Source organism: Arsenophonus endosymbiont of Aleurodicus floccissimus, assembly GCF_900343025.1.
Lineage (GTDB): Bacteria > Pseudomonadota > Gammaproteobacteria > Enterobacterales > Enterobacteriaceae > Arsenophonus.
Window position 1 is genome coordinate 584,252 of record NZ_OUND01000001.1, and the last position, 26,625, is coordinate 610,876.

General features: G+C 35.1%; 14 protein-coding genes, 11 pseudogenes and 1 other annotated feature. Of the genes and pseudogenes, 14 read left to right on the forward strand and 11 right to left on the reverse strand.

Features of this window, described 5'->3' with window-relative positions; translation table 11 throughout:
* Nucleotides 1-821 precede the first annotated feature (821 nt).
* A pseudogene (gene sohB / locus ARADI_RS03115) lies at nucleotides 822-1,505 on the reverse strand (protease SohB).
* Nucleotides 1,506-1,633: 128 nt separating this feature from the next.
* Here sohB and ARADI_RS03120 point away from each other — a divergent pair.
* Complete coding sequence (locus tag ARADI_RS03120) at nucleotides 1,634-2,404, forward strand: YciK family oxidoreductase (RefSeq protein ID WP_119711095.1); 771 nt, start codon at nucleotides 1,634-1,636, stop codon at nucleotides 2,402-2,404.
* 559 nt (nucleotides 2,405-2,963) lie between these two features.
* Here ARADI_RS03120 and ARADI_RS03125 read toward each other — a convergent pair.
* The 3 genes from ARADI_RS03125 to ARADI_RS03135 all read right to left on the reverse strand — a co-directional run bounded on the left by ARADI_RS03125 (nucleotide 2,964) and on the right by ARADI_RS03135 (nucleotide 5,564).
* On the reverse strand, nucleotides 2,964-3,416 hold the full coding sequence (locus ARADI_RS03125; RefSeq protein ID WP_119711096.1) for a hypothetical protein: 453 nt from the start codon (nucleotides 3,414-3,416) through the stop codon (nucleotides 2,964-2,966).
* Nucleotides 3,417-3,699: 283 nt separating this feature from the next.
* A complete protein-coding gene (rluB, locus tag ARADI_RS03130) occupies nucleotides 3,700-4,626 on the reverse strand; it encodes a 23S rRNA pseudouridine(2605) synthase RluB (RefSeq protein ID WP_119711097.1) in 927 nt (308 codons plus the stop codon).
* Nucleotides 4,627-4,919: 293 nt separating this feature from the next.
* Nucleotides 4,920-5,564, reverse strand: a complete 645-nt coding sequence (locus tag ARADI_RS03135; protein WP_119711098.1) for a hypothetical protein — start codon at nucleotides 5,562-5,564, stop codon at nucleotides 4,920-4,922.
* Between the two features lie 35 nt (nucleotides 5,565-5,599).
* Here ARADI_RS03135 and ARADI_RS03140 point away from each other — a divergent pair, with 35 nt between their 5' ends.
* The gene (locus ARADI_RS03140) at nucleotides 5,600-5,902 is read left to right on the forward strand and encodes a hypothetical protein (protein WP_147392342.1); all 303 of its coding nucleotides are present in this window, start codon (nucleotides 5,600-5,602) and stop codon (nucleotides 5,900-5,902) included.
* 23 nt (nucleotides 5,903-5,925) lie between these two features.
* On the opposite strand, the gene ARADI_RS03145 is transcribed toward ARADI_RS03140, so the two are convergent.
* The 4 genes and pseudogenes from ARADI_RS03145 to rnm all read right to left on the reverse strand — a co-directional run bounded on the left by ARADI_RS03145 (nucleotide 5,926) and on the right by rnm (nucleotide 8,379).
* Nucleotides 5,926-6,414, reverse strand: coding sequence for a DUF4393 domain-containing protein (locus ARADI_RS03145; RefSeq protein ID WP_238149239.1), 489 nt, complete (start codon nucleotides 6,412-6,414; stop codon nucleotides 5,926-5,928).
* A gap of 38 nt (nucleotides 6,415-6,452) precedes the next feature.
* On the reverse strand, nucleotides 6,453-6,584 hold the full coding sequence (locus ARADI_RS19395; RefSeq protein WP_255420596.1) for a hypothetical protein: 132 nt from the start codon (nucleotides 6,582-6,584) through the stop codon (nucleotides 6,453-6,455).
* 192 nt (nucleotides 6,585-6,776) lie between these two features.
* Nucleotides 6,777-7,402, reverse strand: a pseudogene (locus ARADI_RS03150) (L-threonylcarbamoyladenylate synthase).
* Nucleotides 7,403-7,523: 121 nt separating this feature from the next.
* A pseudogene (rnm, locus tag ARADI_RS03155) lies at nucleotides 7,524-8,379 on the reverse strand (RNase RNM).
* Nucleotides 8,380-8,558: 179 nt separating this feature from the next.
* Nucleotides 8,559-8,660, forward strand: a sequence feature (Trp leader region).
* 33 nt (nucleotides 8,661-8,693) lie between these two features.
* On the opposite strand from rnm, the pseudogene ARADI_RS03160 reads away from it, so the two are divergent.
* From ARADI_RS03160 to yciA, 10 genes and pseudogenes are all read left to right on the forward strand, one after another.
* Nucleotides 8,694-10,170 (forward strand): annotated as a pseudogene (locus ARADI_RS03160) (anthranilate synthase component 1).
* Nucleotides 10,171-10,196: 26 nt separating this feature from the next.
* A pseudogene (gene trpD, locus ARADI_RS21515) lies at nucleotides 10,197-11,792 on the forward strand (bifunctional anthranilate synthase glutamate amidotransferase component TrpG/anthranilate phosphoribosyltransferase TrpD).
* A pseudogene (gene trpCF, locus ARADI_RS03175) lies at nucleotides 11,792-13,161 on the forward strand (bifunctional indole-3-glycerol-phosphate synthase TrpC/phosphoribosylanthranilate isomerase TrpF). Before trpD ends, trpCF begins: the two co-directional pseudogenes overlap by 1 nt.
* 50 nt (nucleotides 13,162-13,211) lie before the next feature.
* Nucleotides 13,212-14,402: pseudogene (trpB, locus tag ARADI_RS03180) on the forward strand (tryptophan synthase subunit beta).
* Nucleotides 14,402-14,872, forward strand: a complete 471-nt coding sequence (gene trpA / locus ARADI_RS19400) for a tryptophan synthase subunit alpha (RefSeq protein WP_255420597.1) — start codon at nucleotides 14,402-14,404, stop codon at nucleotides 14,870-14,872. Before trpB ends, trpA begins: the two are co-directional and overlap by 1 nt.
* Complete coding sequence (locus tag ARADI_RS19405) at nucleotides 14,802-15,209, forward strand: tryptophan synthase subunit alpha (RefSeq protein ID WP_255420598.1); 408 nt, start codon at nucleotides 14,802-14,804, stop codon at nucleotides 15,207-15,209. The genes trpA and ARADI_RS19405 overlap by 71 nt, the downstream gene beginning before the upstream one ends.
* 228 nt (nucleotides 15,210-15,437) lie before the next feature.
* Entirely contained in the window at nucleotides 15,438-15,752 is a 315-nt protein-coding gene (locus tag ARADI_RS03190; protein WP_119711102.1) for a BON domain-containing protein, read from the forward strand.
* Between the two features lie 332 nt (nucleotides 15,753-16,084).
* Nucleotides 16,085-16,840: a YciC family protein gene (locus ARADI_RS03195; protein ID WP_119711103.1), complete on the forward strand. Its 756-nt coding sequence runs from the start codon at nucleotides 16,085-16,087 to the stop codon at nucleotides 16,838-16,840.
* 340 nt (nucleotides 16,841-17,180) lie between these two features.
* On the forward strand, nucleotides 17,181-17,717 hold the full coding sequence (locus ARADI_RS03200; protein WP_119711104.1) for a septation protein A: 537 nt from the start codon (nucleotides 17,181-17,183) through the stop codon (nucleotides 17,715-17,717).
* 69 nt (nucleotides 17,718-17,786) lie between these two features.
* Nucleotides 17,787-18,223, forward strand: a pseudogene (gene yciA / locus ARADI_RS03205) (acyl-CoA thioester hydrolase YciA).
* 58 nt (nucleotides 18,224-18,281) lie between these two features.
* On the opposite strand, the gene ARADI_RS03210 reads toward yciA, so the two are convergent.
* Nucleotides 18,282-18,632, reverse strand: a complete 351-nt coding sequence (locus ARADI_RS03210; protein ID WP_182853055.1) for a TonB family protein — start codon at nucleotides 18,630-18,632, stop codon at nucleotides 18,282-18,284.
* 907 nt (nucleotides 18,633-19,539) lie between these two features.
* Between ARADI_RS03210 and cls the strand changes: the two genes are divergently transcribed.
* Nucleotides 19,540-21,000, forward strand: a complete 1,461-nt coding sequence (cls, locus tag ARADI_RS03215; RefSeq protein ID WP_119711617.1) for a cardiolipin synthase — start codon at nucleotides 19,540-19,542, stop codon at nucleotides 20,998-21,000.
* Nucleotides 21,001-21,491: 491 nt separating this feature from the next.
* Here cls and ARADI_RS03220 read toward each other — a convergent pair.
* Nucleotides 21,492-22,135 (reverse strand): annotated as a pseudogene (locus ARADI_RS03220) (YchE family NAAT transporter).
* 360 nt (nucleotides 22,136-22,495) lie between these two features.
* On the opposite strand from ARADI_RS03220, the pseudogene adhE reads away from it, so the two are divergent.
* Nucleotides 22,496-25,145, forward strand: a pseudogene (gene adhE, locus ARADI_RS03225) (bifunctional acetaldehyde-CoA/alcohol dehydrogenase).
* Between the two features lie 176 nt (nucleotides 25,146-25,321).
* Here the strand turns inward: adhE and ARADI_RS03230 are convergent.
* Nucleotides 25,322-26,015 (reverse strand): annotated as a pseudogene (locus ARADI_RS03230) (thymidine kinase).
* Nucleotides 26,016-26,625 lie beyond the last annotated feature (610 nt).

Genomic DNA, 26,625 nt, shown 5'->3' on the forward strand with positions numbered 1-26,625 from the left:
CTTTTTATATTGAGTCAGATTCACAATATATCAACTTTTTTTGCTTAAATACTTTGCCATATAAAGATAAAAACTTTTGTGAATTTATACTGTAATCAGATTCAATAATATAATTTTGTCAGCAAAACAATGACAAAAGTAAAGCATTGTAAGTAATAAAAAGCCTACACTCTACCTAATAAAAAATGATGCGCAACCACTTATTTTATTCATAGGTATTGTTATGACAACAAAAACCACCTCAATAAGTTATGAATAGATTATAAAAAAAATCAATAAAATTATATAAAAAGTAGCAGAAATCCAGTTCAAACAGATATATAAATAAAATTTTCAGAAAGAAATTAATTTCTCAATAAAATAGCTTAATAGTGCTTTATAAAATTGTTTATCATGTTTTTAATTAATATTTTATTTGCAATTAAATAATTAAGTTTTAACTATTACATTATAAAAATACCGGCTGAAAACGCCGGTATGTATTTATTATTCATAATTTAAAGTAGTGGTCTCTGTCCTCTTTGCCACCAGCGTATTAACAACTTATCTGCATTTTCTATCATACTACCCATTAAACGATCAACAAAACATCTAGCCGGAGTATAAATTACCTCAATAATTTCAAGAGCATCAATTTGATTGATAATAATGTCATCACTAACGCCTATTTCATCAATTAATCCTTTTTCCTTTGCCTAAATACCATACCAATGTTCACCTGCTGCCACAGCATTAATATCAAGGGCCGGCCGTTTTTGATGCACAAAATCTTTAAATAGCTAATGCGTTTTATTTAAATCTTGTACAAACTTCTGACGTCCTTACTCGGTATTTTCACCTAATAAAGTTAGTATACGTTTATATTCTCCGGCTGTATGTAATTCTACATCAATATCCTTTTTCTTCAGTAATCGATGAAAATTGGGTACTTGCGCAACTACACCGATAGAGCCAATAATTGCAAAAGGAGCCGCCACAATACGATCGGCGACACAAACCATCATATAACCGCCACTGGCCGCCACTTTATCCACCGAAACAATTAATTTAAGGCCTTTTTCCCGTAAACGATTTAGTTGAGAGGCAGCTAAGCCATAGCCATGCACAACACCACCTGGACTTTCAAGCCTAAGTAATACTTCATCTTTGTTATCAGCAATTGATAGAATTGTAGTGATTTCTTCATGTAATGCATTGACTTCATGAGCATTCATGCTGCCTTTGAAATTAATCACAAAAAGACAAGGTTTTTTTTAGCGTTATTTGACCAACTGTAGCATCTGATTTCTGCTTTTTTCTTCAATTTTACGTTGTTTTTTATAGGTTTTTAACCAAATTTTATACTCAGTGTCACTCATCTTAACCTGTTGCATTTCACGCTGACGTTGACGATAGGCTTCACTTAAATCAATAAGTTTTAAATCACTTTTTTTGCTCTGTTTACGCTGTCCAAAACTAAAAATAACCAATAAAATTAATATAATAGCAACAAATAATCCATACAATGAAAGAAATTCTACAATTCTATCCTTCTTTACAGAATATAAACAATAGGGGTATTGTAACTAAAAACTTGGTAAAGTGCTTATAACTCTTATTAATAAATTTGAATAATCAAAAGTAGGAAAATGTTATGCTGCCTTACCAAGCTAAAGCTGATTTACTTAAGCAAAAAACCATTTTAATTACAGGCGCGGGCGATGGCATTGGACGTGAAGCGGCATTAACTTATTCACGTTATGGCGCCAATCTTATTTTAGTCGGTAGAACAACCGCAAAACTAGAACAAGCCAAACAAGAAATTATTTCTAATAGCAAATTTACACCTTCAGTTTCTATTTATACCCTTGATTTATTAACAATAACCAAATCACAATGCCATGAGTTAGCAACTGACATTAGCCAACATTATCCCTATCTTGATGGTGTATTACATAACGCAAGCATATTAGGAAAAATTGCGCTGATTATTGATCAACCTATAAAACTTTGGCATGAAGTTATACAAATAAACGTTAACGCAACTTTTATGCTAACACAAGCCCTACTACCACTGCTGCTACAAGCACCAAATAGTTCCTTAATATTTACCACTTCAAGCGTCGGCAGACGAGGTCGTGCTAATTGGGGGGCCTATTCAGTTTCCAAATTCGCAACCGAAGGTCTAATGCAAGTATTATTTGATGAATATAAAGATACTAATTTACGTGTTAATTGCATTAATCCCGGTGGTACAAGAACGCAAATGAGAGCGAATGCTTTTCCTTCAGAGGATCCTATGCAGCTAAAAACTCCACAAGAAATTATGCCGATATATCTTTATCTAATGGGAGAAGATAGTATTAAGGAATCAGGAGTAAGTTTTGATGCACAGCCTAATCGTAAACCCGGTGTGGCAATTTAATATTTAGGTATAAAAAACAACCGCAATAAAAATTAATAATAAATGATATAGCTAATTATCAAACAAAGTGATTACTGAATTAATAAGCTTTATAGTTATTTACTGGATGCTGCTTTAATATCCCTGCATTAAAAATCATATTTGTTTGATTAATAAAAGCAGAATACTCATCACGATCATGTTCATTCTGCCCGAAATGGAAAGTGCTATAAACTTTCGCCATATTGTAAATATAGTGGTAATATTCATCATAGATTTTCCCTTTTGATTCTATATTACTGATGTTTTTAAAATCATCGACAATTTCAACAATTTTATTAGCATAAGATTGTAAAGAATAATTATTAAAATTTACAATTGGAAGTGTATATTCAAACGAATGCGTTACCGTGTTTTATTTCTTTATTTCTTTATTTCTTTATTTCTTTATTTCTTTATTTCTTTATTTCTTTATTTCTTTATTTCTTTATTTCTTTATTTCTTTAGCTGACAAGAAAAATATTACCATTATTGAACTAGCTCAATACCCGATATCAACAATATGAATATTATTAACTTTTTATCTTACTACTGACAAAAAATCAATAAACTCTTCTTTAGTAAAACATTTTGTTTTCACTTGACCATCTGACTGTTTGCTTTTATTTAAAGCTAAAACATTGAGAAAAGAGGCGCCTATAGGATAATCACATTTAAAAACATTACTATCAATAAATAAGGCATTACTACTTAGTATTGGACCCTGTACTTTTATTCCATCAACAACAATTTGATTATATTTCAAAGAGAATAATTGGTTAGAAATAATTCCTTTAAAAACCGAACTATAAGCATAATAATATTGTTGGGTAAGATTAATAATTCCCCCCTGATTACCAGGGTAGATAATAAATTCGGTTTTTTGGCCAATGGGGTATTCAATCGTATGCTTGCCAGATGGTAAATCAAGTTGTTTAATTTCACCCTGAACAAGTTTAACCGATTGATTATCAATCTTAAAATTAAAGGGCATCTTTATTATTATGACTAACGTAAAATTTCCCATCAGCAGAATGGGTTAATTGCGGCTCATCACAGCTTGCTAACAACAATATAAATATGCTGCTAGCGATAATTTGCCCAAATTGTGGCATATAAAATTTCAACCTTCTAATCAAACTTAGCCTAATGAAAGTAGCCTATTCTAAGGATCATCTCAATTAAATTAAAAGTATTTATCTGTATAGCACTATTTTTATCTATTAAAAAAACATTAGGCAGTTGAATACGACTCTAATATTGCCTTTAATTTTATATTATCCTTTACGCGAAGATGTATTACGTCCCCTGGCAGTCCCCGTTGCTCGTTTATTTGCTACTCGCATCGAAGAAACTTGTGTATGCCGTTTTACAGCACGACGGATCTGATTTGCTTTAATACGACGTCTATCTTGCTCAACCGATATTTTACTGGCCGTTTCATCTATAAGACCAACCAGTTGACGCAAATAATTAATCTGTGCTAAACCTAATTCCGTCCATCCTCCTCTGGGTAATCCCTTTGGTAAATAAATATCACCATACCGAACGCGGATCAGGCGGCTTACTTGTATGCCTACCGCTTCCCATAAACGCCTTACTTCACGATTACGACCTTCCGTTAAAGTAACATTAAACCATTGATTCATGCCTTCTCCGCCACGAAACTTCAGTGTCTTAAAATTAGCTTCACCATCTTCAAGTTGAACACCTTTGGTTAATTGCCGAATTTTAGCATCATTAATTTTACCAAAAACACGAATTGCATATTCACGTTCGACCTCATGACGAGGATGCATCAAACGATTAGCCAGTTCCCCATTTGTGGTAAATAATAATAAACCACACGTATTTATATCCAAGCGCCCTATCGCAATCCAACGAGAGCCGGTTAATTTAGGTAAGCGATCAAATACGGTTGGACGTCCTTCTGGATCATGATGAGTACATAGTTCGCCTTCCGGCTTATAATAAGCCAAGATCCGACAAACTGTTTTTTCCGCTTCTTTGATTTTCAAAAGGTGACCATCTAAGCGAATTTTAGTGTTAGATTTAACTTCTATTCGGTCACCCAAGGTCGCTAATTGACCATCAACACTGATCCTACCGGATTGAATAAAACTTTCTATTTCCCTGCGCGATCCATAACCACAACGGGCAAGTATTTTTTGTAACTTTTCACTTTGCTGCTTTTTAACGCTCATAGAGTAAACCTCTTGTGCCACCTTCACAGGCGTCTGGAATACTTTCAAAAACAATGAGTTAGCTAAAAAACATAACTCACTGATATATAACTATTTCATAGTACACAGCACAGTAAACAATTCGTCACCACACGATAATTATTGGCGCACATACTACACGAATTTTAGATTAAATGATTCAACTGGTTTTATCCTTATATAGTTAAATTCTTTATAAAGGCACTAAATCACATCAGTATAGATAGCACAAAGAGCTATTTACAGATTGATATGTAAACCGTTAACAAAGCAAACTATGATGTCACTGGAAGCAACACCCCATTTTTTGTATGTGATTCAGGAAATTTCTTACCTTGCCTTTTATAATATTCCCTCCAGAACTTCTTCGGTGATTCAGCGCAATAATTAGAAAGCTCTTTGAAGTCGGATTTATATTGTGGATAATTTTTAGCCAATACTATTCTCTTAGGCAAAACATCTGTATCATCACCAATCAATTCAAATTGAATAGCTCCATTCTTTCTATCTTCATGGATCAATTTCAATACTGCAACTGTTTGCATCCTGCCTTTTTGCAACTGCTTCAAATAAAACTTCCTATCAATGAAGAATTCCTCAAAATCTGGAGATTCAGTTTCAAGTTTAATATACCAAATAAGTGGTAGTGCATCACAAATTTTTTCGCTCATAATTTCACCACTCGCACTTCCATCATCGAACGCCTGTATACTCAATAAACCCAATTCCGCGCTATTAATTACATATTCAGCATTTGTTGACCAGTTACCTGTTAAAAATTCACTATCATAAATGTACGTCTTTTTAAATTCCTTATATAAGGTGAGAATTTTTACCAAACTATCTAAAACACCGCTGAAACTGGTGAGAAATCCAGCTAAGTAGATCAAGATATATTTACCCCATTCAATTTTTTTCATAAATATCCCTTGAAAGTAATGATGGGCAATTCTTTTTGTTCGCTTTTCTTAATCCAAGCAACAGCGCCTATCTTGCAATAAACAAACGTCACACACTAGAACACAATGAACTTGTACTAGAATTGTCACTATTACCAGCGCTAACGAGTGCATGTCGGGTAAACAATATCAATGATTACGAAGCTACTGCTTGCGTATTTTTTTATTCGTCGGACAGCATGCTAACACAAACTGACGCCCAAAAATCAGTAACAACCAACGCCCCCTTACTGATATCTGTTCCGTGGTTTTTTTGTGTAAATCATCGCGTAATGCTACGATTCCAGGGTGATTTATAAGAGGTTCGTACCATTCTTCACTCCTATACGGATACCCCCTCAGGAATTTCACAAAGGCCCATTCTGACTAAGTTATCTAAATAAGCAGGAATAAGCTGTACATAATCACAACCCGCCCTTTCTCCAATTTGCGAAAAATTTTTTAGAATAATACTGTAACCATCATAAATATTCTTATCAGGTCTACTTGTAGCCAAGACCGAGATAAGAGGATTTATACTTTCATCTTTTGCAAAACCACGAACAATTTTTGCTTCATCGGGTGTTAATTGCTTTATGATGTCGACAAATGCAGGGTGAGCTTTTTGTATGGTGTCTTTATTCATCGCCGTAGCGAGTAATGAAGCATACATTTCACTTAATGATTCCTCATGACCTGTATACCTCAAAGCCTCAATTGCTGGACCTGCTACATTAGGATGAGGAGTAACGATATTTTCGGGTGCGATATCCTTCAACTTTTCCGCAACCTTGGTAGCAGTAAACTCACGTATTTGATCGTATCCCCACACCAAGACACTAACCGGTGCTAAAGCAACATTTACAAGTTTTACAACTGTACCAAGTGCCTTCCGGATTTCCTGTGCTGCTGGCTGAGATAAATTGCAATTTTTTTAGCTACTGCCGCTACAGGATTCGCCACATTAGCAATTTTACTATTCGTCAACTCATCACCTGCCATGTCAATAGCCCATAAAGAGGAAAATTGCATATAATTATAACATTATATATAAAAAGGAGTAATCTTAGATGATCAAAATTGCCTCTCTTTCTAGAAGAACAAGAACACAGGCGTCATAATTATAAAAATAACTAAAAAAATAAACTGTGGTTATTATACACCGTTTTTCTATTAACCTCATCTGAAGCTTTTTTATTCAAATGGTATCGTGGAACCCATTCCAACCCGGATGATATTTGGCGTACTCTCTGTTAAATCAACTACAGTGGTTGGGTTTTTCACTTAAATAACGAGCATTTATAATCAAGTCAACTTGTTGACCAATTAAACTTTCTATCTCATCTGCTGAAGACTGTGCAAAATCTTCACCTGGCAAAATTAAACTCGTCGATAGTAAAGGTTCACCAATTCCGGCAAGCAGATTTCTGGCAATCGGATTATTGGGTAAACGTATCCCTATTGTTTTACGTTTTTTATTCATTATTCGACGTGGGACTTCTTTTGTTGCACATAAAATAAAAGTGTAATGACCTGGGGTGTACTATTTTTAATCATTCTAAACACCTAATTATCTAGATAGGCATATTCAGCTATTTCAGATAAATCACGACACATTAGGGTAAAATTATGGCGGGAATCCCAATTTGGCGTAGGCGACAAATTTGCATAAGTGTGTTTTTATTATCTAACTTACAGCCAATTGTATAGCAGGAATCAGTCGGATAAACAATAATGCCGCATTTGTTTAATATTTCTATACATTGGCTAATTAATCCAGGTTGCGGATTTTGTGGGTGAATATAGAGAGATTGTCCCATGAATGTTCTCTATATATTTATTTAATCACTATATTATTTAATTAAACTTGAAAATTAAGTTATCAATATACCTAAGCCGCTTACTATATAATATTTAAGCCTAAACGATAATCCCCAATTTTTATTGCCACGTTTGCCAAATCGGTGTAACACCTGCTGGCAACCAAAGATTTCTACCTAGCTCAGTCCAGGCGCAAGGGCGATGAAAATCAGAACCGACCGAAGCATATAAATCATATAGTCTAGCTAATTCAGTTAAATTTTTTCGTTCATCAGACGATTGTTGGCATTGAGCAATTTCAATCGCATCACCCTGTTACTATTTAAAATACAAAACTAACCTTTTTTGCCATTTTGTTGATAGCGAGTAGCGACAAGGATGTGTCAAGACGGCAATGCCTCCCGATTGATGAATAACGTCTATTGCCTCATCAAGCTTACACCAATCAGCCGGGACGTAACCTGGTTTACCCCGGGTTAAAAATTTTTTAAAAACATGGCCGATACTTTTTTGTTTAGCATAATCCATAATATAACGCGCAAAATGACTACATGTTACCTGTCCACCGGCGGCATAAGCTTTAGCATTTTGCCTGGCATCAGGAATACCGAATTTTTCTAATTTATAGCCTATTTTTTCGCCACGCAGGTTACGCCGTGCAGTTTGCATTTCCAGTAAATGTTTAAGACAGTTTACATCCAGATTAACGTTAAGACCTACAATATGAATTTCAATTTTTCCCAAATTGTGGAAATCTCAACACCGGCAATTAATGTTAGCGGCTTACTTTTTTCATTAATATACTGCCATGCTGGCAAAATTCCATTAACTGTATCGTGATCATTGATAGCTAATACATCGACCCCATTAATACCGCTCTGTCTACTAATTCTAAGGGGGTGAGATCACCATCAGAAGCTTTTGTATGACTATGTAAATCATAAATAACAGAGAGCTTCTCATTGTCGTGTGCCAAAGCTTTATCCTCATTTACGGCTGACAGTTATAGAAAAAATTCATAGTGTTGCATAAATTACTTGACACAATCCGAATGATCTAGTTTACTAGTATGATAGGTTAGCGATAGCGTTAACCTATCATGACACATTGCGAGGAAGAACAAAAATGACATCGGTATTTTTTATCGTCGCTAAAATCCGTTGGTGGCAAAACTCCCTTAAATGGGCGGTTTCTTCCTGCGCGTGAATTAATAACGCAACACCAGATCAAGACCCGCCATGAAGCGGGTTTTTTTATAGCCAATTTAATATAATATGAAAGGCAACCAATATGGAAAACATAGCAGTCAATCAAACAACTTTTCGCATATTAGAGAATAAAATTAATTATCAGCCTGAAGTTTGTCTGTTATTTCATCATTTATGCAGTAATCGCCCAAGCACACTATTGTTAGAGTCCGCTACCGTTAATAATAAGCAAAATCTACAAAGTATCCTGATCGTTGATAGAGCATTACGAATTACCGCCCAACCAACAGCAAGTTGTTTTTGCCGCTCTTAGCCCTAATGGTAATGCACTATTAAGCCATATCTACACCGCTTTACCCAGTGAATAGCCGGCTAAAAGCAACTTCATCCTTTGATGCGCTACGTTTGATTTATCATTTAGCCAAATATAACACTATTGATGCAGATAAAATTCTGTTAGCGGGGTTATTCTCTTATGATTTAGTTGCTTATTTTGAAAATTTACCGCCAGTTGCAAAATCAAATCGTTGTCCTGATTACTGTCTCTATTTAGCTGAACATTATCTTGTTATCGCGCACCAAAAACAGTCTATAAAACTGATAAGCTATCAATTTTTAACAAAACAATCTATTACTAATATGATATTAAACCATCATCAAGCAATTATTACAGCCTGTCAGCAACCACTACTCCCCTTACCAATCACAGCTGAGCTAGCAATAACCTTTAGTGGTCAATAAAAACGATAATGAATATTGCGAAATTATTGAAAAACTAAAAAAATACATTTATCAAGGGTGATATTTTTCAAGTAGTACCTTCACGTAAATTTATGTTGCCATGTACCGCACCATTAAGCGCCTATCAACGCCTTACAGTACAAAATCCCAGCCCTTACATGTTTTATATCCAGGATCAAGAATTTACTCTATTTGGTGCATCGCCTGAAAGCGCACTCAAATATGACGCCAAAAGTCGATAAATTAAAATATATCCAATCGCCGGAACTCGGCCAAGAGGACGTAATGAAATAGGCGAAATAGATGCTGATTTAGATAGTAAAATTGAACTGGCGTTGCGAACCGATCCGAAAGAACTAGCTGAACATATTATGTTAGTTGATTTGGCCCGCAATGACTTAGCGTGTATTTGTCAGCCGGGTAGTCGATATGTTGCCGACTTCACCTCTGTTGATCGTTATTCTCATGTTATGCACCTCGTTTCCCGGGTAGTTGGTAAATTAAGGGCTGATCTGGATATATTACATGCTTATCAAGCTTGTATGAATATGGGTACTTTAACTGGCGCGCCTAAAATCAAAGCAATGACACTTATTGCTGGCTATGAAAATGAGAATTGAGGCAGCTATGGTGGTGCAATTGGCTACTTTCAGGGCAGTGGAGATTTTGACTCCTGCATTGTTATTCGTGCTGCTTATATCGAAGACAACATTGCCACTATCCAAGCCGGTGCTGGTATAGTATTAGATTCAGATCCGCAATCTGAAGCGGCCGAGACGCGCAATAAAGCCCAGGCAGTTATCAACGCCATTATGTAATCTCATCAAACCAGGGAGATCAGCTAATGGCTAATATTTTGCTACTCGATAATATTGATTCTTTTACCTATAACTTGGTCGATCAATTAAGAGTATTAGGTCACACAGTCACTATCTATCGCAATACGCTACTTAAGGCTATCATCGAGCGCCAGCTTAAAATGATGTGCCTGTACTGATACTCTCTCCGGGCCCCGGTAAACCTGCCAATGCTGCCTGTATGCCTGCACTTTTGCCCTCAGTACTTGGTCAAATACTGGTGATTGGTATTTGCCTTGGTCATCAAGCAATTATTGAAGCTTATGGCGGAAAAGTTTCATGCGCTAAAGAGATCATGCACGGCAAGTCATCATTAGCAATACATGATAATCAACTTATGTTCCGTGATCTGACAAATCCACTACCGATTGCACGTTACCATTCGCTGATTGGCGAAAAAATTCCTGCTGATTTGATCATTAATGCTCACTGCCAAGGCGCTGTAATTGCAGTACGTCATAACCAACATAAAGTCTGCGGATTTCAATTCCATCCTGAGTCAATTTTAACAACTGAGGGAACCACTTTATTAACACAAACCCTATTATGGGCATTAAATTAAGGAGCAGCAAAATGCAATTTATTTTGGACAAATTATTTAATGCACAAATACTTACACAACAAGAAAGTCATTTACTTTTCAGCGCGATGATGCGAGGTGAATTAACAGAGCCTCAAGTAGCCGGTGCATTGATAAGCATGAAAATGCGCGGGGAAGCATACTAAATAAAATTGTTGGTGCCGCGCTAGCTTGCTTAGAAAATGCACAACCTTTTCCTCGGCCTAATTACGATTTCTGCGATATCGTAGGGACTGGTGGCGATCACAGCAATAGTATTAATATTTCCACCGCCAGTGCCTTTGTTGCCGCAGTGTGTGGATTAAAAATTGCTAAACATGGCAATCCTAGTATTTCAAGTCGCTCCGGATCATTTAATTTACTGGCATCCTTCTGCATTCCTCTCGATATGACCCCAAGCTCTGTTCGGCGTGCTTTAGATAAGATCGGAATATGTTTTTTATTCGCACCACAATATCACGAAGGATTTCACCATGCGGCACCGATACGTCGTCAATTAAAAACTCGCACTCTATTTAATATCCTTGGCCCGCTAATCAATCCAGCTAAACCGCCAATTTCACTTATTGGTGTTTATGATCTTAAGCTAATTTTACCTATTGCTAAGACATTGCAATTAATAGGATTTAAACGTGCTACTGTTGTTCATAGTGGTGGTATGGATGAAGTTGCCTTACATGCCCCTATTCAAGTGGCTGAATTAAATTAGGATGAAATTTTAATTTACCAGCTAACGACTCAAGATTTTGGCTTACCAACCTACTCTCTATCAGAATTAACTGGCGGCTCTGTTGATAAAAATTATCAACTTATTACCACATTGTTACAGGGTCACGTGAAACCGGCCCATGCTAGCACCGTTGCTGCCAATGTCACATTACTGATGAAGCTTAATAACCATGAAGATCTAAAAACCAATACCGATTTTGCTTTACGGGTTATTGGTAGTCGAAAAGCCTATCAACGGCTAAACACACTAGCCAACAGGAGGAAGTTTCACTAATGCAAGCGACTATTTTACAAAAAATTATTACAGATAAGGTGGCATATTTAGCAACAAGAAAATTAAAGCAGCCATTAACTAGCTTTATTGCACAAGTTAAGCCAAGTTGGACGCGATTTTTATACTGCACTTTCGTAATCTCATCCAGAGTTTATTTTGGAATGTAAAAAAGCCTCGCCATCAAAAGGCATCATTCGTCATCATTTTGATCCTATTCAGATTGCTAAAGATTACCAAAATTATGCGACAGCAATATCAGTGTTAACTGATGAAAAATATTTTCACGGTAGTTTTGATTATTTACGCCTGGTTAGTAATACCGTGCCACAACCAATTTTGTGTAAAGACTTTATTATTGATCCCTACCAAATCTATTTAGCTCGCTTTTACCAGGCTGACGCTATCTTATTGATGCTTTCAATATTAGATAACCAGACCTATCAATTCTTAGCGGAACTGGCAAATAAATTAAAGATGAGTATTCTTACTGAAGTGAGTAGTGAGGAAGAGCTGAAACGAGCTATTAGACTTAAGGCCAACATTGTCGGCATCAATAATCGTGATCTTCATGATCAGTCAATTGATTTAAATCGTACAACACAATTTTCTCCACAATTAGCCAAAGAAACATTAATTATCAGTGAATCCGGTATTGATAACCACCAACAAATTCGTCATCTTAGTAAACAAGTTAAAGGCTTTTTGATCGGCAGCGCATTGATGGGCGAAGAAAATTTAATGTTAGCCATTCGTCGGCTAATTATTCGTGACAATAAAGTCTGTGGCCTTACCCACCCACAAGATGTACAAAGCGCTTATCAAGTCGGAGCGATTTATGGCAGTTTAATTTTTTTTTGCAGTCAAATCGCCACGGAAAGTAACACTCGAGCAAGCGACATCCGTTATAGCCGCAGCGCCCCTTAACTATGTTGGAGTTTTTCAACACCAGGCTAATTCATTAATCGCTAAAATTAGTCATCATTTAAATTTATTTGCCGTCCAGTTGCATGGTTATAAAGCAGCTGCTGACATTCAGCAACTTCGTTCTTTATTACCCGCAAATTGCGAAATATGGCAAGCAGTTAATATGACTCAATCACCACCTTGTTTCAACGCAAAAAATATCGATCGCTATTTACTTGATCATGGTGAAGGCGGCACAGGCAAAACTTTTGATTGGTCTAAATTACCTGCGAAACATCTTGATAAAATTATGTTAGCCGGTGGATTAAATGCGGACAACTGCCAATAAGCAGCTGCGTTAGGCTGCTTAAGCCTTGATTTCAATTCTGGCGTTGAACACCAGCCTGGCATAAAAAGTTGCCATAAGTTACAGATTACCTTTAAAAAATTGTTTGATTATTTATAAGCGTAACAATCAAATTAACAATTTAACGATCAGATTAACGGAATAAAGCAATGAGTAAATTAAATCCCTATTTTGGCCAATTTGGTGGTCAATATGTGCCTGAAATTCTTATTCCCACACTTAACGAACTGGAACAGGCTTTCATCGAAGCCCAGCAAGATGATACGTTTCAACAACAATTTCACGATCTATTACAAAATTACGCTGGCCGTCCCACCGCCTTAACGCTATGTCGCAATTTAACCATCGGTACTAAAACTAAACTTTATCTAAAACGAGAAGATCTATTGTATGGAGGCGCACATAAAACAAATCAAGTGTTAGATCAGGCTTTATTAGCCAAGCGGATGGGCAAAACTGAAGTTATTGCAGAAACAGGAGCAGGGCAACATGGCGTTGCTACAGTGCTGGCTTGTGCATTACTTGGGCTTAAATGTCGCATTTATATGGGGGAAAAAGATGTCCAACGCCAATCACCCAATGTATTTCGGATGCAATTATTGGACGCTAAAGTTATTACGGTAAATAATGGTTCAGCAACCTTAAAAGACGCCTGCAACGAAGCATTGAGAGATTGGTCAGCCAGTTATAGCAACACCCACTATTTACTTGGCGCCGCCGCCGGGCCCCATCCTTATCCAACGCTAGTACGCGAGTTTCAACGTATGATTGGCGATGAAGCCAAAGCACAAATTTTAGCTAGAGAAGGACGACTACCTGATGCCGTAATTGCTTGTGTTGGCGGAGTCTCTAACGCTATCGGATTATTCACGGCGTTTAAACCCGAACAAAACGTACGTCTAATTGGGGTTGAGCCAGCTGGTCTAAGTATCGACCCTGGCGCCCATGGTGCACCATTAAAACATAGTCGGCTTGGTATTTACTTTGGTATGAAATCCCTCCTAATGCAAACCGATGAAGGCCAAATTAAAGAGTCCTATTCTATTTCTGCCGGGTTAGATTTTCCTTCAGTAGGACCAGAACATGCTTATTTAAATAGTATTGGCCGTGCTGATTATGTCTCAATTACCGATGATGAAGCGTTATCCGCATTTTAAAAACTGGCTAATCAGGAGGGTATCATTCCAGCTTTAGAGTCGTCACACTCCCTGGCTTACGCCTTAAAAATGATTGAAGCAGAACCAAAAAAAGAGCAACTACTGATTGTTAATATCTCTGGCCGTGGAGATAAAGATATTTTTACTGTACAGGCTATTTTGCAAGCCAAAAGAGAGATCTAATGGAGCGTTATCAGCTACTGTTTAACACCTTAAGTGCTAAAAATCAGGGAGCTTTTGTCCCATTCATCACCTTAGGCGATCCGAATGCAGAAATATCATTAAAGATTATTGATACACTAATTGAGGCAAAAGTCGATGCATTAGAGATTGGTATTCCTTCTTCTGATCCACTGGCTGATGGTCCAACGATTCAAAAGGCGAATTTATGCGCACTTAATGCGAACATAACGCCAACATACTATTTTGAACTATTAACACAAATTCGCAAAAAGCACCCTTTGATTCCTATTGGCTTATTAGTTTATGCAAATATGATTTTTAACCATGGTATTGATAATTTTTATGCTCAATCTCAGAATGCTGGCATCGATTCCTTTTTAATCGCCGATGTACCAATGAATGAGTCCCTGCCATTTCGCACTTCAGCGTTGCAACATAATTATTGCACCAATATTTATTTGTCCTCCTAATGCAGATGACAAGCTTTTACGCCAAATTGCTTTATATGGTCGTGGCTATTACTTATCTACTCTCGCGTTCAGGTGTAACAGGCACAGAAAAAAAGCAAATATTCCTGCTAGCCAGTTATTAACCAAGTTACAAGCCTACCATGCCGCTCCACCACTGTTAGGTTTTGGCATTGCTGAACCGAAACAAGTCACCGATGCAATCAAAAATGGTATAGTTGGCGGAATATCTGGCTTTGCAGTTGTTAAATTAATTGAAATTCATCACCAGCAACCTGATATTTTACTGGTAAAATTAAAACAGTTTGTTTCACAGATAAAAATGGCTACGCAAAAATAGTCAATTTAAAGCTAGCGGAAAAATGGTAGTTAGCCTTGCTATTTTGTGATTACTAATTATCGATTCTAATAAACTATTGCAATTAACAAGTCGCTATCGATACCAGCTATTCATTTGTAATTTATTTATATTTCATCAATAATCAGTATACTGACTGCGATGAAATTTTCATTTAGCACTCATATACGATAAATAAAAATAACCCTCGTATTAATGGAGAATTGAATAATGAAATATCTTAAATCAATGACAGCGCTCTGTACCATGCTATTTATGGAATTATTCCTTTCTGCTTGTGCTCCAACAGCAAAAACAGAAGGAATTGGTGGATATATTGATGATACGGTTATTACAACTAAAGTGAAGACAGCATTATTGGCAGAAAAAAACTTAAAATCAACGAAAATCAATGTTGAAACCTTTAAAGGTCGTGTGCAATTGAGCGGTTTTGTCAGTTCGCGTGCCGACGCTCAGCGGGCAATTCAAGTAACACAAGGTGTAGCAGGTGTACAATCAGTCATTGATTCAATGAAAATACGATGATTGTTTTACTTTTCAGCCCCAATATAGGGACTGAAATAAATATAATTTATCGCCATTAGCCCCTCAAATCAGATAATAAAATAATCGCTTTTATCACCATAAAGTCATTACCATATCAATTATTAAAACCAATCATTATCTTGTTATATTCAAAATTACTATAATATGAATATCACTCTATTTTTAGTATTTTATCCTTATTTATAGAATAACCACAAAATTTATTGATATAGCAATAGCTTTACCGTAGAAAAGCTATACGCTCTCTTCACTGTCAGTTACAATATACAATTAAAATATGATGATAAAAACCAGTTATAGGAGCAGTTTTCATGTCCATTACGGCCAACTCACTTATCAGCGATAGCTTTAATTTTTTTAAAAATCAGCTGAGCGGCCTTTTTATCCTGTCATTCATTTCAGCTACCATCAGTCTAATACTTTATTACTTTCTGGTTCCCATCGATGAAATGGCAACCATTGTCAAAACCCTTGGTGGTCAAAATGACTCAACTTCACTTTTAACTTGGGTAAGTCAATTATCTGATGAAGAAAAATCGATAATGATGAGAGTCTCATTACTCTCATTGGGTGCGGTTTTTATCGGATTAATATTATTAGTTTCTTCAGTAGTTACTTATTTGTCAGAACTCAGTACCGGCAATAGCGTCAGTGCATGGCAAGCCTTTATGCTTTCGTTACGTATATTACCTAACATGTTAATTTTATTAGTTATATGCACAATTATAATTTATTTTGGCTTTATGCTATTCATCTTACCCGGTATCATTTTAGCTATCGGTTTTTCCTTATCACCCATCATCTTAATAACCGTCAAAAACATTATGCCACTACGAGCCATGAGTCAAAGTTGGAAAATAGCATTTCGTCATTGGGGGTTAATTCTAACAATTTTATTACTTTGGTTAGCATTGCAAATGTTACTCACTATGCTGCTTGGACAATTTCGTTTTTTACCGAGTATGGTGAATAATATTATCTCTTTTACATTGAATAATTTGCTTACCTCTTTTACATTGATCTATTTTTCCCGCCTTTACATGTTAGTTGGAAAAACAACAAATTAACCAGATAAAAATATCACGGCTATTATTTACCATTAGATAGCGTGGTAAAAATTTGCTATTAACATAGACAATTAAACATTAATTACAGAACAAACGTTCTAACTCAAAATTGCATTTTATTCGTAATAACAAGTTAATTACTTCAATATGTTAATAGTGAATTTTATTGCTCAGTAGATAATTTTATCAATAAAAATATATGCCTACTAACTGTGTAACATTATTATCAAATAAGGTAATATAATATAAAACAAATTGGCAATAGGATATTTTATAATTTATTAATCAAATAATTATAAAAATTCATATTTACTCGAAAAGGATCAGGATAAGTGCCCTCATGAGACAACTATTAGATTTTATTCCTCTCATTGTTTTTTTTATTGTATATAAAAAAGTAGATGTTTTTTACGCATCTGGCGCATTAATGATTGCCACCACTTTATCTATGCTGGCCATTTATCTTATCTACAAAAAAATTGAAAAAAGTTCGTTAATTACTTTAGTAATCGTGATCATTTTTGGTGGACTGACGTTGATTTTCCACAGTGATCTTTTTATTAAATGGAAAGTGACAGTTATTTACGCTATTTTTTCATTAGCACTGTTAGTCAGCCAATATTTTACCCAAAAACCATTAATCCAGAGAATGCTGGGTAAAGAGATCCATTTAGCTGATGAGATTTGGCATAAATTAAATTTATCATGGGCAATCTTTTTTGCTATCTGTGCGCTAGTAAATATTTATGTTGCCTTTTGGCTACCTCAGGATGTCTGGGTTAACTTTAAAGTTTTTGGTTTGACCGCGGTCACACTAATATTTACAATACTTAGCATGGTGTATATCTATAAACATCTGCCTAAAGAACAAAAGTAATTGATATGATAACAACGGATACCTACTTCCAGCAGGTATATTATGGCAAATAACAGAAGTAAATTTTTCATGACACAACAATTACCACAAGGAGAATTAGTTCTCCGTACATTAGCAATGCCGGCCGATACAAATGCTAATAGTGATATATTCGGCGGATGGCTAATGTCACAAATGGATATTGGCGGTGCAATTTTAGCAAAAGAAATTGCACTTGGTCGTGTTGTTACTGTCGCCGTCAATGGGATCACGTTCCAAAAACCAGTCTCAGTCGGCGATGTAATATGTTGTTATGCTCGCTGCATTAAAACAGGTAACACCTCTATCACCATCAATATTGAAGTTTGGTCAAGAAAGTTTCCAGTGAGCCAGTAGGCCAACGTTATGGAGCCACCGAAGCCATTTTCACTTATGTTGCTGTTAATGAGGATAATTCTCCCCGTTGTTTACCTGAAGAAAAACGCCATTACCAATTATCTAACTCTGATAACGTATCTCCCAATTAATCTATTTTTAAAGGCCAATTTACCTTGGCCTTTAAGCAAGCTTTATAACTAAACCAATTTAAGAAAGATTAATTGAACCATCGATTTTAAACAGGAATGTCTTTTTTAATCCCTTAGCCGGAATTTTTTCATAATACCAACGATTCATCGCACGCTTAACTTCACGTTCTAACAAACCTCTAGGTGATGAATCAACTACTTCTAAGTTAACGACTCTACCATTTTCATCAATATTATATAGAACATTAACATAACCTTCTTTACCGAGTTTACGGGCGCGATCAGGGTAATCTGGATGTTGAATTCTTAATGCTCTGCGGCCATCTATAGCAATTGATGAGGAAGCTATTTGATTAGTCTGCTGATTATTATTAACACCAACATGATCATCGCTTGCTAATTTGCTCACGACATTAACTTGTGATTGATGTGAGTGTTCGGTAATAGTTTTTTTAATATGATTTCCTACTAACTGCTTAGATTTAGAATTTTGTTTAACGATCGACTTTTTTGGAGTGACCTTTTTTTCACAAGTAACGCCAGTTTGGCTTCAACATCAGGCTCTATTTTAGGCACGATTTCCGTTACTGGCTCATTAACATTTACCGACTAGCTAATATCACTAGGTGCAGCTAAAGCAACCATAGTTACTGACATAGATTCAGCTGAAGAAGCTGATAATTGTAGGTTGTAATAAAAACCAAGATACCGCTAACGAAGCATGAAGAAATAATGATAAGACAATAAATGATGCCGAACAGATCCAACGCATGAGAAAATTCTTTCTTAAATAAGCAAATTAAATAAGCTCTATTCTAAATGCAAATAGCAATCATATTCAATAAGGATAGCTTGCTAAAATTAAAAAAGTATCTTGTTGACGATAAAATTAGGTAATGATCTAGTTTTTCATTAACGATATCAACATGGTAAGCCATAAAAACAAACCAATTATTAACATGTTTAATTTATTTAAAGTAACCAGGCTTAGCATTTGAAGTGTATAATAATAAGTGACTATTTGATCTGACAAATTAACATATCATGGATATAGCAAAAAAATATAAAAATAATTAAAATATTCATAAAATACATTAAATTACTTTTACTTAAGCTAAAAATCGTACTTTTCATATTCATAACAAATTTTATTTTGCTATAGTGAATAATCAGATAATCAGATAATCAGATAATCAGATAATCAGATAATCAGATAATCAGATAATCAGATAATCAGATAATCAGATAATCAGATAATCAGATAATCAGATAATCAATAATATCGAACCAACTTTAAGATAGGAACATCTTTGCCTATGGCAACCCTCTATATACTATTAAACTGGGCTGTGCTTTTTCTGTACTGGCTAATGATTGCCTCGGTTACTATACGCATTTTATTAAAACGCCGTCCGGTGACTTCTGCCCTAACCTGGCTATTGATTATTTACATCATCCCACTAGTTGGCGTTATTGCTTATCTTGCTTTTGGTGAGTTACACCTTGGCAAGCGACGAGTAATTAAAGCAAAGAATATGTGGCCTTCAGTTGAAACCTGGCTTGAAAAACTCAAACAATCTAAACATATTTTTTGCAAAGGCAACAGCCGAGTGGCAGAACCTTTATTTGAACTCTGCGAAAAAAGACAAGGAATTGGCGGCGTTAAAGGAAATAAAATTCAACTTTTAACCAATTATCAAGACGCTTTAAATACCATTATACGCGATATTAATTCAGCCTATTACAATATCGAAATGGTATTTTATATTTGGCAAGACGGAGGGTTAGTTGATGAGGTTACCGAAGCTCTGATCAATGCAGCAAAACGTAGTGTAAAATGCCGAATTATGATTGATTCTGCCGGTAGTTGGTCTTTTTTTCACAGCCATCAACCGAAAAAAATGCGTGAAGCCGGAATAGAACTAATAGAATCACTAAAAGTAAATTTGTTCCGCTTTTTTCTACGACGAATGGATCTACGCCAACATAGAAAAATAATTATTATTGATAATTATTTTTCCTATGTTGGTAGTATGAATATGGTTGATCCTCGCTTTTTTAAGCAAAATGCCGGTGTGGGACAATGGGTAGATATAGTTGTTCGGATGGAAGGACCAGTCTCAACAACTCTTGGCATTGTTTATGCATTTGATTGGGAAATGGAAACCGGTCAACGCATTCTTCTTCCTCCTCCAGACACCAATATTATGCCGTTTGAACAAGCTAGTGGACATACAACTCAAGTCATTGCTTCAGGGCCCGGCTTTCCGGAAGAATTAATCCAGCAATCTTTAATGACCGCAATTTTTTCTGCACGTAAGCAGCTGATACTTACCACACCCTACTTTGTTCCCAGTGATGATCTAATCCATGCTATTTGCACTGCAGCGATGCGGGGTGTCGAAGTGTTAATGGTCATTCCTAATCGGAATAATTCTTTTTTAGTTCGTTGGGCAAGCCGGGCGTTTTACTCTGAATTATTAGAAGCCGGCGTTAAGATCTATCAGTTCAATGATGGGCTTTTGCATGCTAAAAGCCTAGCTGTTGATGGTGAATTAAGCTTAATTGGGTCTGTTAATCTAGACATGAGAAGCCTTTGGCTTAATTTTGAAATTACTGTTGTTATTGATGATAAAAGCTTTGGTAGCGATCTAATATTAGTTCAATATGATTACATTGCTCGCTCTACACCTTTGATGCAGAAGAATTGGAATAAACGTCCATTATGGAACCGTGTTATCGAACGTATTTGCTATTTTTTTAGTCCTTTATTGTAATATTTTTATAAAATTATCAGCAAAAAAAATTATTTTTGTTAAATTAAGCCAATACTAATAAATCAACCAATAACATTTATTTACCATAATTGTCAGATAATGATATTCATATATACACCTAATTTATAAAAATAAGGCTAATTTTTATAAATTAGGCTGTACATAGTTAATAACAAAATTAATTCATTGAGCAAATTACCAGCACCATAACTTACATCTATGTATTATAATTAAGCGTATTAGCTAACAGGAAAAATTTCAATTTTAAATCACCCTATTAGACCATAAATTAAAAAGGATATTGCTATTGCGGTACTTAGAAAAAAGTGTTTTTTAACCTATAGAAATTGGTTTTATAATGGATTAATAATTCATAAAAATTATAATTATTAGGTAAATAAATTTATTAATATAGGTTTTATGGCAATATCAATATCCGAAATTTTATGAATAAATTATAAATATCACTGAGTTATGATGTTATTGCTTGTTTAAAGTAATCCGGGGAAAACAGATTTAGTGCCTGTAATGATAAACTCAATTCCAAGTGACATTAATAATAATCCCATAATACGAGTAATAACATTAATTCCCGTTTGACCTAAATATTTAACGAGAATTGTTGCTGAGCGAAAAAGTAACCAACAACACAAAGCAAAAAAAATACGCGTTAGCGATAGAACAACTAAATTTTGCCATCCTAACCAACGAAAAGACCAGATAATACATGAACTAATTGCTCCAAGACCAGCCATTAATGGTAATGCTAAAGGAACAACTCCAATACTATCACGAATGGCAGTTTCTGATTTTTCTTGTTTGTTCTGCTTATCTTCACCTATTCGACCACTAATCATAGACATAGCAGTGGCTGCAATAACAATTCCGCCAGCAATACGAAAAGAATCAATAGAGATACCAAATAATTTTAAAAAAACCTCTCTCTCCAATAACGAAATACATAAAATAATTGCCACAGAAAAATTAGCCACTAAATGAGTACGGTTTCTTTCTGCCACAGATTGATAATTAGTCATACTAATAAATACAGGCAAAATTCCTATCGGATTAACTAACGCAAAAAGACCTAAAAAAACTTAATATAATTAGGAAGGTCCAGTAAAGTACCAACCACAATTGAGTTCCTCAATCAAATATTAACGCTTAGCTAAAAATTAATTATTCAAAACAAATAATGTTTAGTCTAGCAGGAAAAACACTTTATCTTAGCGTAGTATACTTATCTAGCTAAAATTCAAAAACTAAATCCAATAACACAATAAGTTTCTAAATTAGATACCATACAAAATTTTGCTAACTTAATTCTTCAATATTTACTTATATTGCTAATCGAAATTATTCTTATATAACTTATTACTGAATTGGTTCAGTATGCACTTTTTTTGATAAAGATCACTTTAGCGCTATTTATAATATGGTAAGCTATATATCTATTAAGTTATCATAAATATAATGAGCGTTTTTGCTTATTTTTATGTCTGTAACTAATGTTACTGAACTCAATGAACTTGTCGTGCGTGTTAAAAAAACACAACAACAATTTGCAAATTTTACCCAGGATCAAGTTGATAAAATTTTTCGTGCGGCTGCAGACTCTCGCATTCCTTTAGCAAAATTAGCAGTTGAAGAATCTGGCATGGGAATTATAGAAGATAAAGTGATTAAAAATCATTTTGCTTCGAAATATATTTATAATGCTTATAAAGATGAGAAAACTTGTGGCATTTTGTCCGAAGATCTTACTTTTGGTACTATCACCATCGCTGAACCTATTGGCTTAATTTGTGGTATTGTTCCAACAACTAATCCTACATCGACAGCCATTTTTAAATCTTTAATCAGTCTAAAAAAACGCGTAACGGGATTATTTTTCCCCCTCACCCTCGCGCTAAAAATGCCACTAACAACGCCGCCAAAATCGTATTACAAGCTGCTGTTGCTGTTGCTGCTGGTGCGCCAAAAGATATTATTGGCTGGATAGATGAACCCTCAGTCGAACTTTCAAATGCATTAGTACACCACCCTGATGTTAATCTTATCTTAGCAACCGGTGGACATGGTATGGTGAAAGCAGCTTATAGCTCAGGAAAACCTGCCATCGGTGTAGGTGCAGGTAATACACCTATCGTTATTGACAGTTCTGCCGATATTAAACGTGCAGTTGCTTTAATTTTAATGTCAAAAACTTTTGATAATGGTGTTATTTGCGCGTCAGAGCAATCAGTTATCATTGTGGACGAAATTTACAATCAAGTGCGCGAACGGTTTGTCACTCATGGCGGCTACTTATTAAAAGATAAAGAGCTTAAAGCAGTACAAAACATTATTTTTAAAAATGGTAATTTAAATACGGCTATTGTTGGTCAACCTGCGGTAAAAATTACTGAACTAGCCGGCATACAAGTGCCGTTAAACACAAAAATTTTAATCGGAGAAGTAAAAGCCACAGATGAGAGAGAACCTTTTGCCCATGAAAAACTCTCACCATTACTTGCCATGTACCATAGTAAAGATTTTGCTGATGCCGTTGGAAAACCAGAAAAATTGGTTGAGATGTGGGGTATTGGCCATACTTCATGTCTTTATACTGATCAAGACAATCAAACTGAGCAAGTTAATTATTTTGGCGAGAAAATGAAAACCGCACGTATCTTAATTAATACTCCGGCATCTCAGGGTGGGATTGGTGATCTTTATAATTTCAAATTAGCTCCTTTATTAACATTAGGATGCGGCTCCTGGGGTGGAAATTCTATCTCTGAAAACGTGGGTCCTAAGCACTTAATTAATACTAAAACAGTAGCGAAAAGAGCAAAAAATATATTGTGGCATAAACTTCCTAATTCTATTTACTTTCGTCGTGGTTGCCTACCATTAGCGCTGGAAGAAATTGCTACTGACGGTGCTAAGCGGGCTTTTATTGTTACTGACAGTTACTTATTCAATAATGGTTATGTTGATGAAGTCGTTAACGTATTGAAAACTTTTAATGTTGAAACTGAAGTATTTTTTGAAGTTGAAGCTGATCCTACGCTGAGTATTGTTCGTAAAGGTGCCGCTTTAATGCATACCTTTAAACCAGATATGATTATCGCTTTAGGTGGTGGTTCTCCTATGGATGCAGCTAAAATCATGTGGGTAATGTATGAACATCCCAAAACCCATTTTGAAGAGCTTGCTCTACGTTTTATGGATATTCGTAAACGTATTCATAAATTTCCCAAAATGGGTGTTAAAGCCAAAATGGTGGCCATCACCACAACATCAGGTACAGGCTCAGAAGTCACGCCATTTGCTGTTGTTACTGATGATGCTACCGGCCAAAAATATCCTTTAGCCGATTATGCAATTACGCCAAATATGGCAATTGTTGATGTCAATCTTGTTATGCATATGCCGAAATCACTTACAGCATTCAGTGGACTAGATGCTATCGTCCATGCGCTAGAAGCCTATGTTTCAGTTCTTACAAATGAATACTCTGATGGAAAAGCTTTACAGGCTTTAACGTTGTTAAAAAAATATTTGCCAACCAGTTATCTGAATGGAGCAAAAGATCCTATTGCCCGCGAACGGGTGCACAATGCAGCAACCATCGCTGGTATTGCTTTCGCTAATGCTTTTTTAGGTGTTTGCCACTCAATAGCCCATAAATTAGGTTCCGAATTTCATATACCCCATGGTTTAGCCAATGCGCTGCTAATTGAAAATGTCATTCCTATAACGCTAATGACAATCCAACAAAGCGCCAATATGATCGCCCTCAAGCTCGTCGTCGCTATGGTGAGATTGCTGATCATTTAGGACTAACCTCGCCAGCTGTTCGTACAGCTAACAAAATTGAAAAACTGCTTAATTGGTTAGCAACACTTAAAACTATGCTCGGTATCCCCAAATCTATTCGTGAAGCTGGGGTCGCAGAAAAGAATTTCTTAGCTAAAGTAGATAAGTTATCTGAAGATGCATTTGATGATCAATGTACTGGTGCGAATCCTCACTTTCCGTTGATCGCTGAACTAAAACAAATTATGTTAGATTCATACTATGGTAATAATTTTACTGAAAAGAAAAATATATTTCTGCAAGCAAAGGAAAAAAGTCATCTAGTAAAAGAATCTACTTAATAGACATTTTATTTGTAACCATTTATTTAATAATTAGCACTGAAAATATATTCGGTGCTTTTTTAATCTCAAAATATTTTACTAATCCTTATTTGAAAATAATTTAAAACCAAAATAGTTATTTTACGTAATTAATTTTCATTTAAGAATAATAACCTAATATGGGGAGTTAAAAATTATTTAAATGGAACAACGGAAAAAGGTTTTTCACCCGCTTCAATACATTTTGTGTGATTAATTGCATCCATATAATGTCTACGACAGACTGAGATATATTTTTCATTACCACCAATTTCAATCTGTTCTCCCTGATAGACAGCAAGCCCATTATCATCTAATCGCAAAACCTTACTTGCTTTACGACCACAATAACAAATGGTTTTTAGTTCAATAAGTTTATCTGCCCAAGCTAACAGATAGTGACTGCCAATAAATAACGCACCACGAAAATCTTTCCTTAATCCATAACACAAAACCGGTATGTTTTCATAATCAACAATTTCACAAAGCTGACTAACGTGCTTTTTGGTTAAAAACAGAAACTCATCAACAAGCACACAATGAATTTTTTGACAGCAACTTTTTTCTTTTATTAATCTCCCCATATCTGTCTGTTGCGAAAATAAAATTGCATCTGCAACTAAACCAATTCTGGAGGTTACTTTACCTTGAACAAATAGGGTATCAATCTGAGCAGTGAAAATAAGCTTATTCATTCCCCGTTCATTATAATTATATGAAGACTGAAGTAGTGAAGTAGTGAAGTAGTGAAGTAGTGAAGTAGTGAAGTAGTGAAGTAGTGAAGTAGTGAAGTAGTGAAGTTGATTTACCTGCATTTATTGCTGAATAATAGAAATAAAGCTGAACCATTAGCTCTTTCCTCTTACCTATTTAGACAAATATTTTGAAAGTTTACAACATACATTATCAAACATTATTTTTCATTTCATTTGATTATAAATATTGATAACTAACATAACAGATTTTTTAGTAATGTTTATAGTCATAAAAAAGTTCGTATGTTTAAATGTTACGCTCTACAAACAACATCTTTATTTTAACAAAGTATGTGATAAGAAAAGATTATTAATAGCTAACCTTCATCAAAAAACTTAGATACCTAGTAGTGATAACTCAACAAAAGCTTAATAAGCAAACTCTTTTATACATATTAAGTTAAAATTTAGTTTATGTTACATACCATAAAGTTGAATAAAAATAAAAAACATCATCTTTACATCTGAATGAAATTCCAATATAAAAGCAGTTCTATCATTTTCGTATAGATTTTTAAGTATCCGGGGTATCTAATATAAAATATATAATATTTTTACAGTGAACGCTTATATTGCTTTTGCAAAGAAGTTTAAGTTTAAAAAACAATAAATTTAACCTTATTTTGTAACTTCACTATTGCAGAAAATAAAATAGCATTCTATTATTAGTAGACATCAGCCAACATTCATTTTAATTCGAGACC

What these genes read in the sequence shown, in the direction of transcription:
- rluB (WP_119711097.1), bottom strand. Translation starts at nt 4,626, where the DNA reads ATGAGCGTTAAAAAGCAGCAAAGTGAAAAGTTACAAAAAATACTTGCC.
- ARADI_RS03200 (WP_119711104.1), top strand. Translation starts at nt 17,181, where the DNA reads ATGAGACAACTATTAGATTTTATTCCTCTCATTGTTTTTTTTATTGTA.
- ARADI_RS03120 (WP_119711095.1), top strand. Translation starts at nt 1,634, where the DNA reads ATGCTGCCTTACCAAGCTAAAGCTGATTTACTTAAGCAAAAAACCATT.
- ARADI_RS19405 (WP_255420598.1), top strand. Translation starts at nt 14,802, where the DNA reads ATGAGTCCCTGCCATTTCGCACTTCAGCGTTGCAACATAATTATTGCA.
- trpA (WP_255420597.1), top strand. Translation starts at nt 14,402, where the DNA reads ATGGAGCGTTATCAGCTACTGTTTAACACCTTAAGTGCTAAAAATCAG.
- cls (WP_119711617.1), top strand. Translation starts at nt 19,540, where the DNA reads ATGGCAACCCTCTATATACTATTAAACTGGGCTGTGCTTTTTCTGTAC.
- ARADI_RS03125 (WP_119711096.1), bottom strand. Translation starts at nt 3,416, where the DNA reads ATGCCCTTTAATTTTAAGATTGATAATCAATCGGTTAAACTTGTTCAG.
- ARADI_RS03195 (WP_119711103.1), top strand. Translation starts at nt 16,085, where the DNA reads ATGTCCATTACGGCCAACTCACTTATCAGCGATAGCTTTAATTTTTTT.
- ARADI_RS03135 (WP_119711098.1), bottom strand. Translation starts at nt 5,564, where the DNA reads ATGAAAAAAATTGAATGGGGTAAATATATCTTGATCTACTTAGCTGGA.
- ARADI_RS19395 (WP_255420596.1), bottom strand. Translation starts at nt 6,584, where the DNA reads ATGGCAGGTGATGAGTTGACGAATAGTAAAATTGCTAATGTGGCGAAT.
- ARADI_RS03190 (WP_119711102.1), top strand. Translation starts at nt 15,438, where the DNA reads ATGAAATATCTTAAATCAATGACAGCGCTCTGTACCATGCTATTTATG.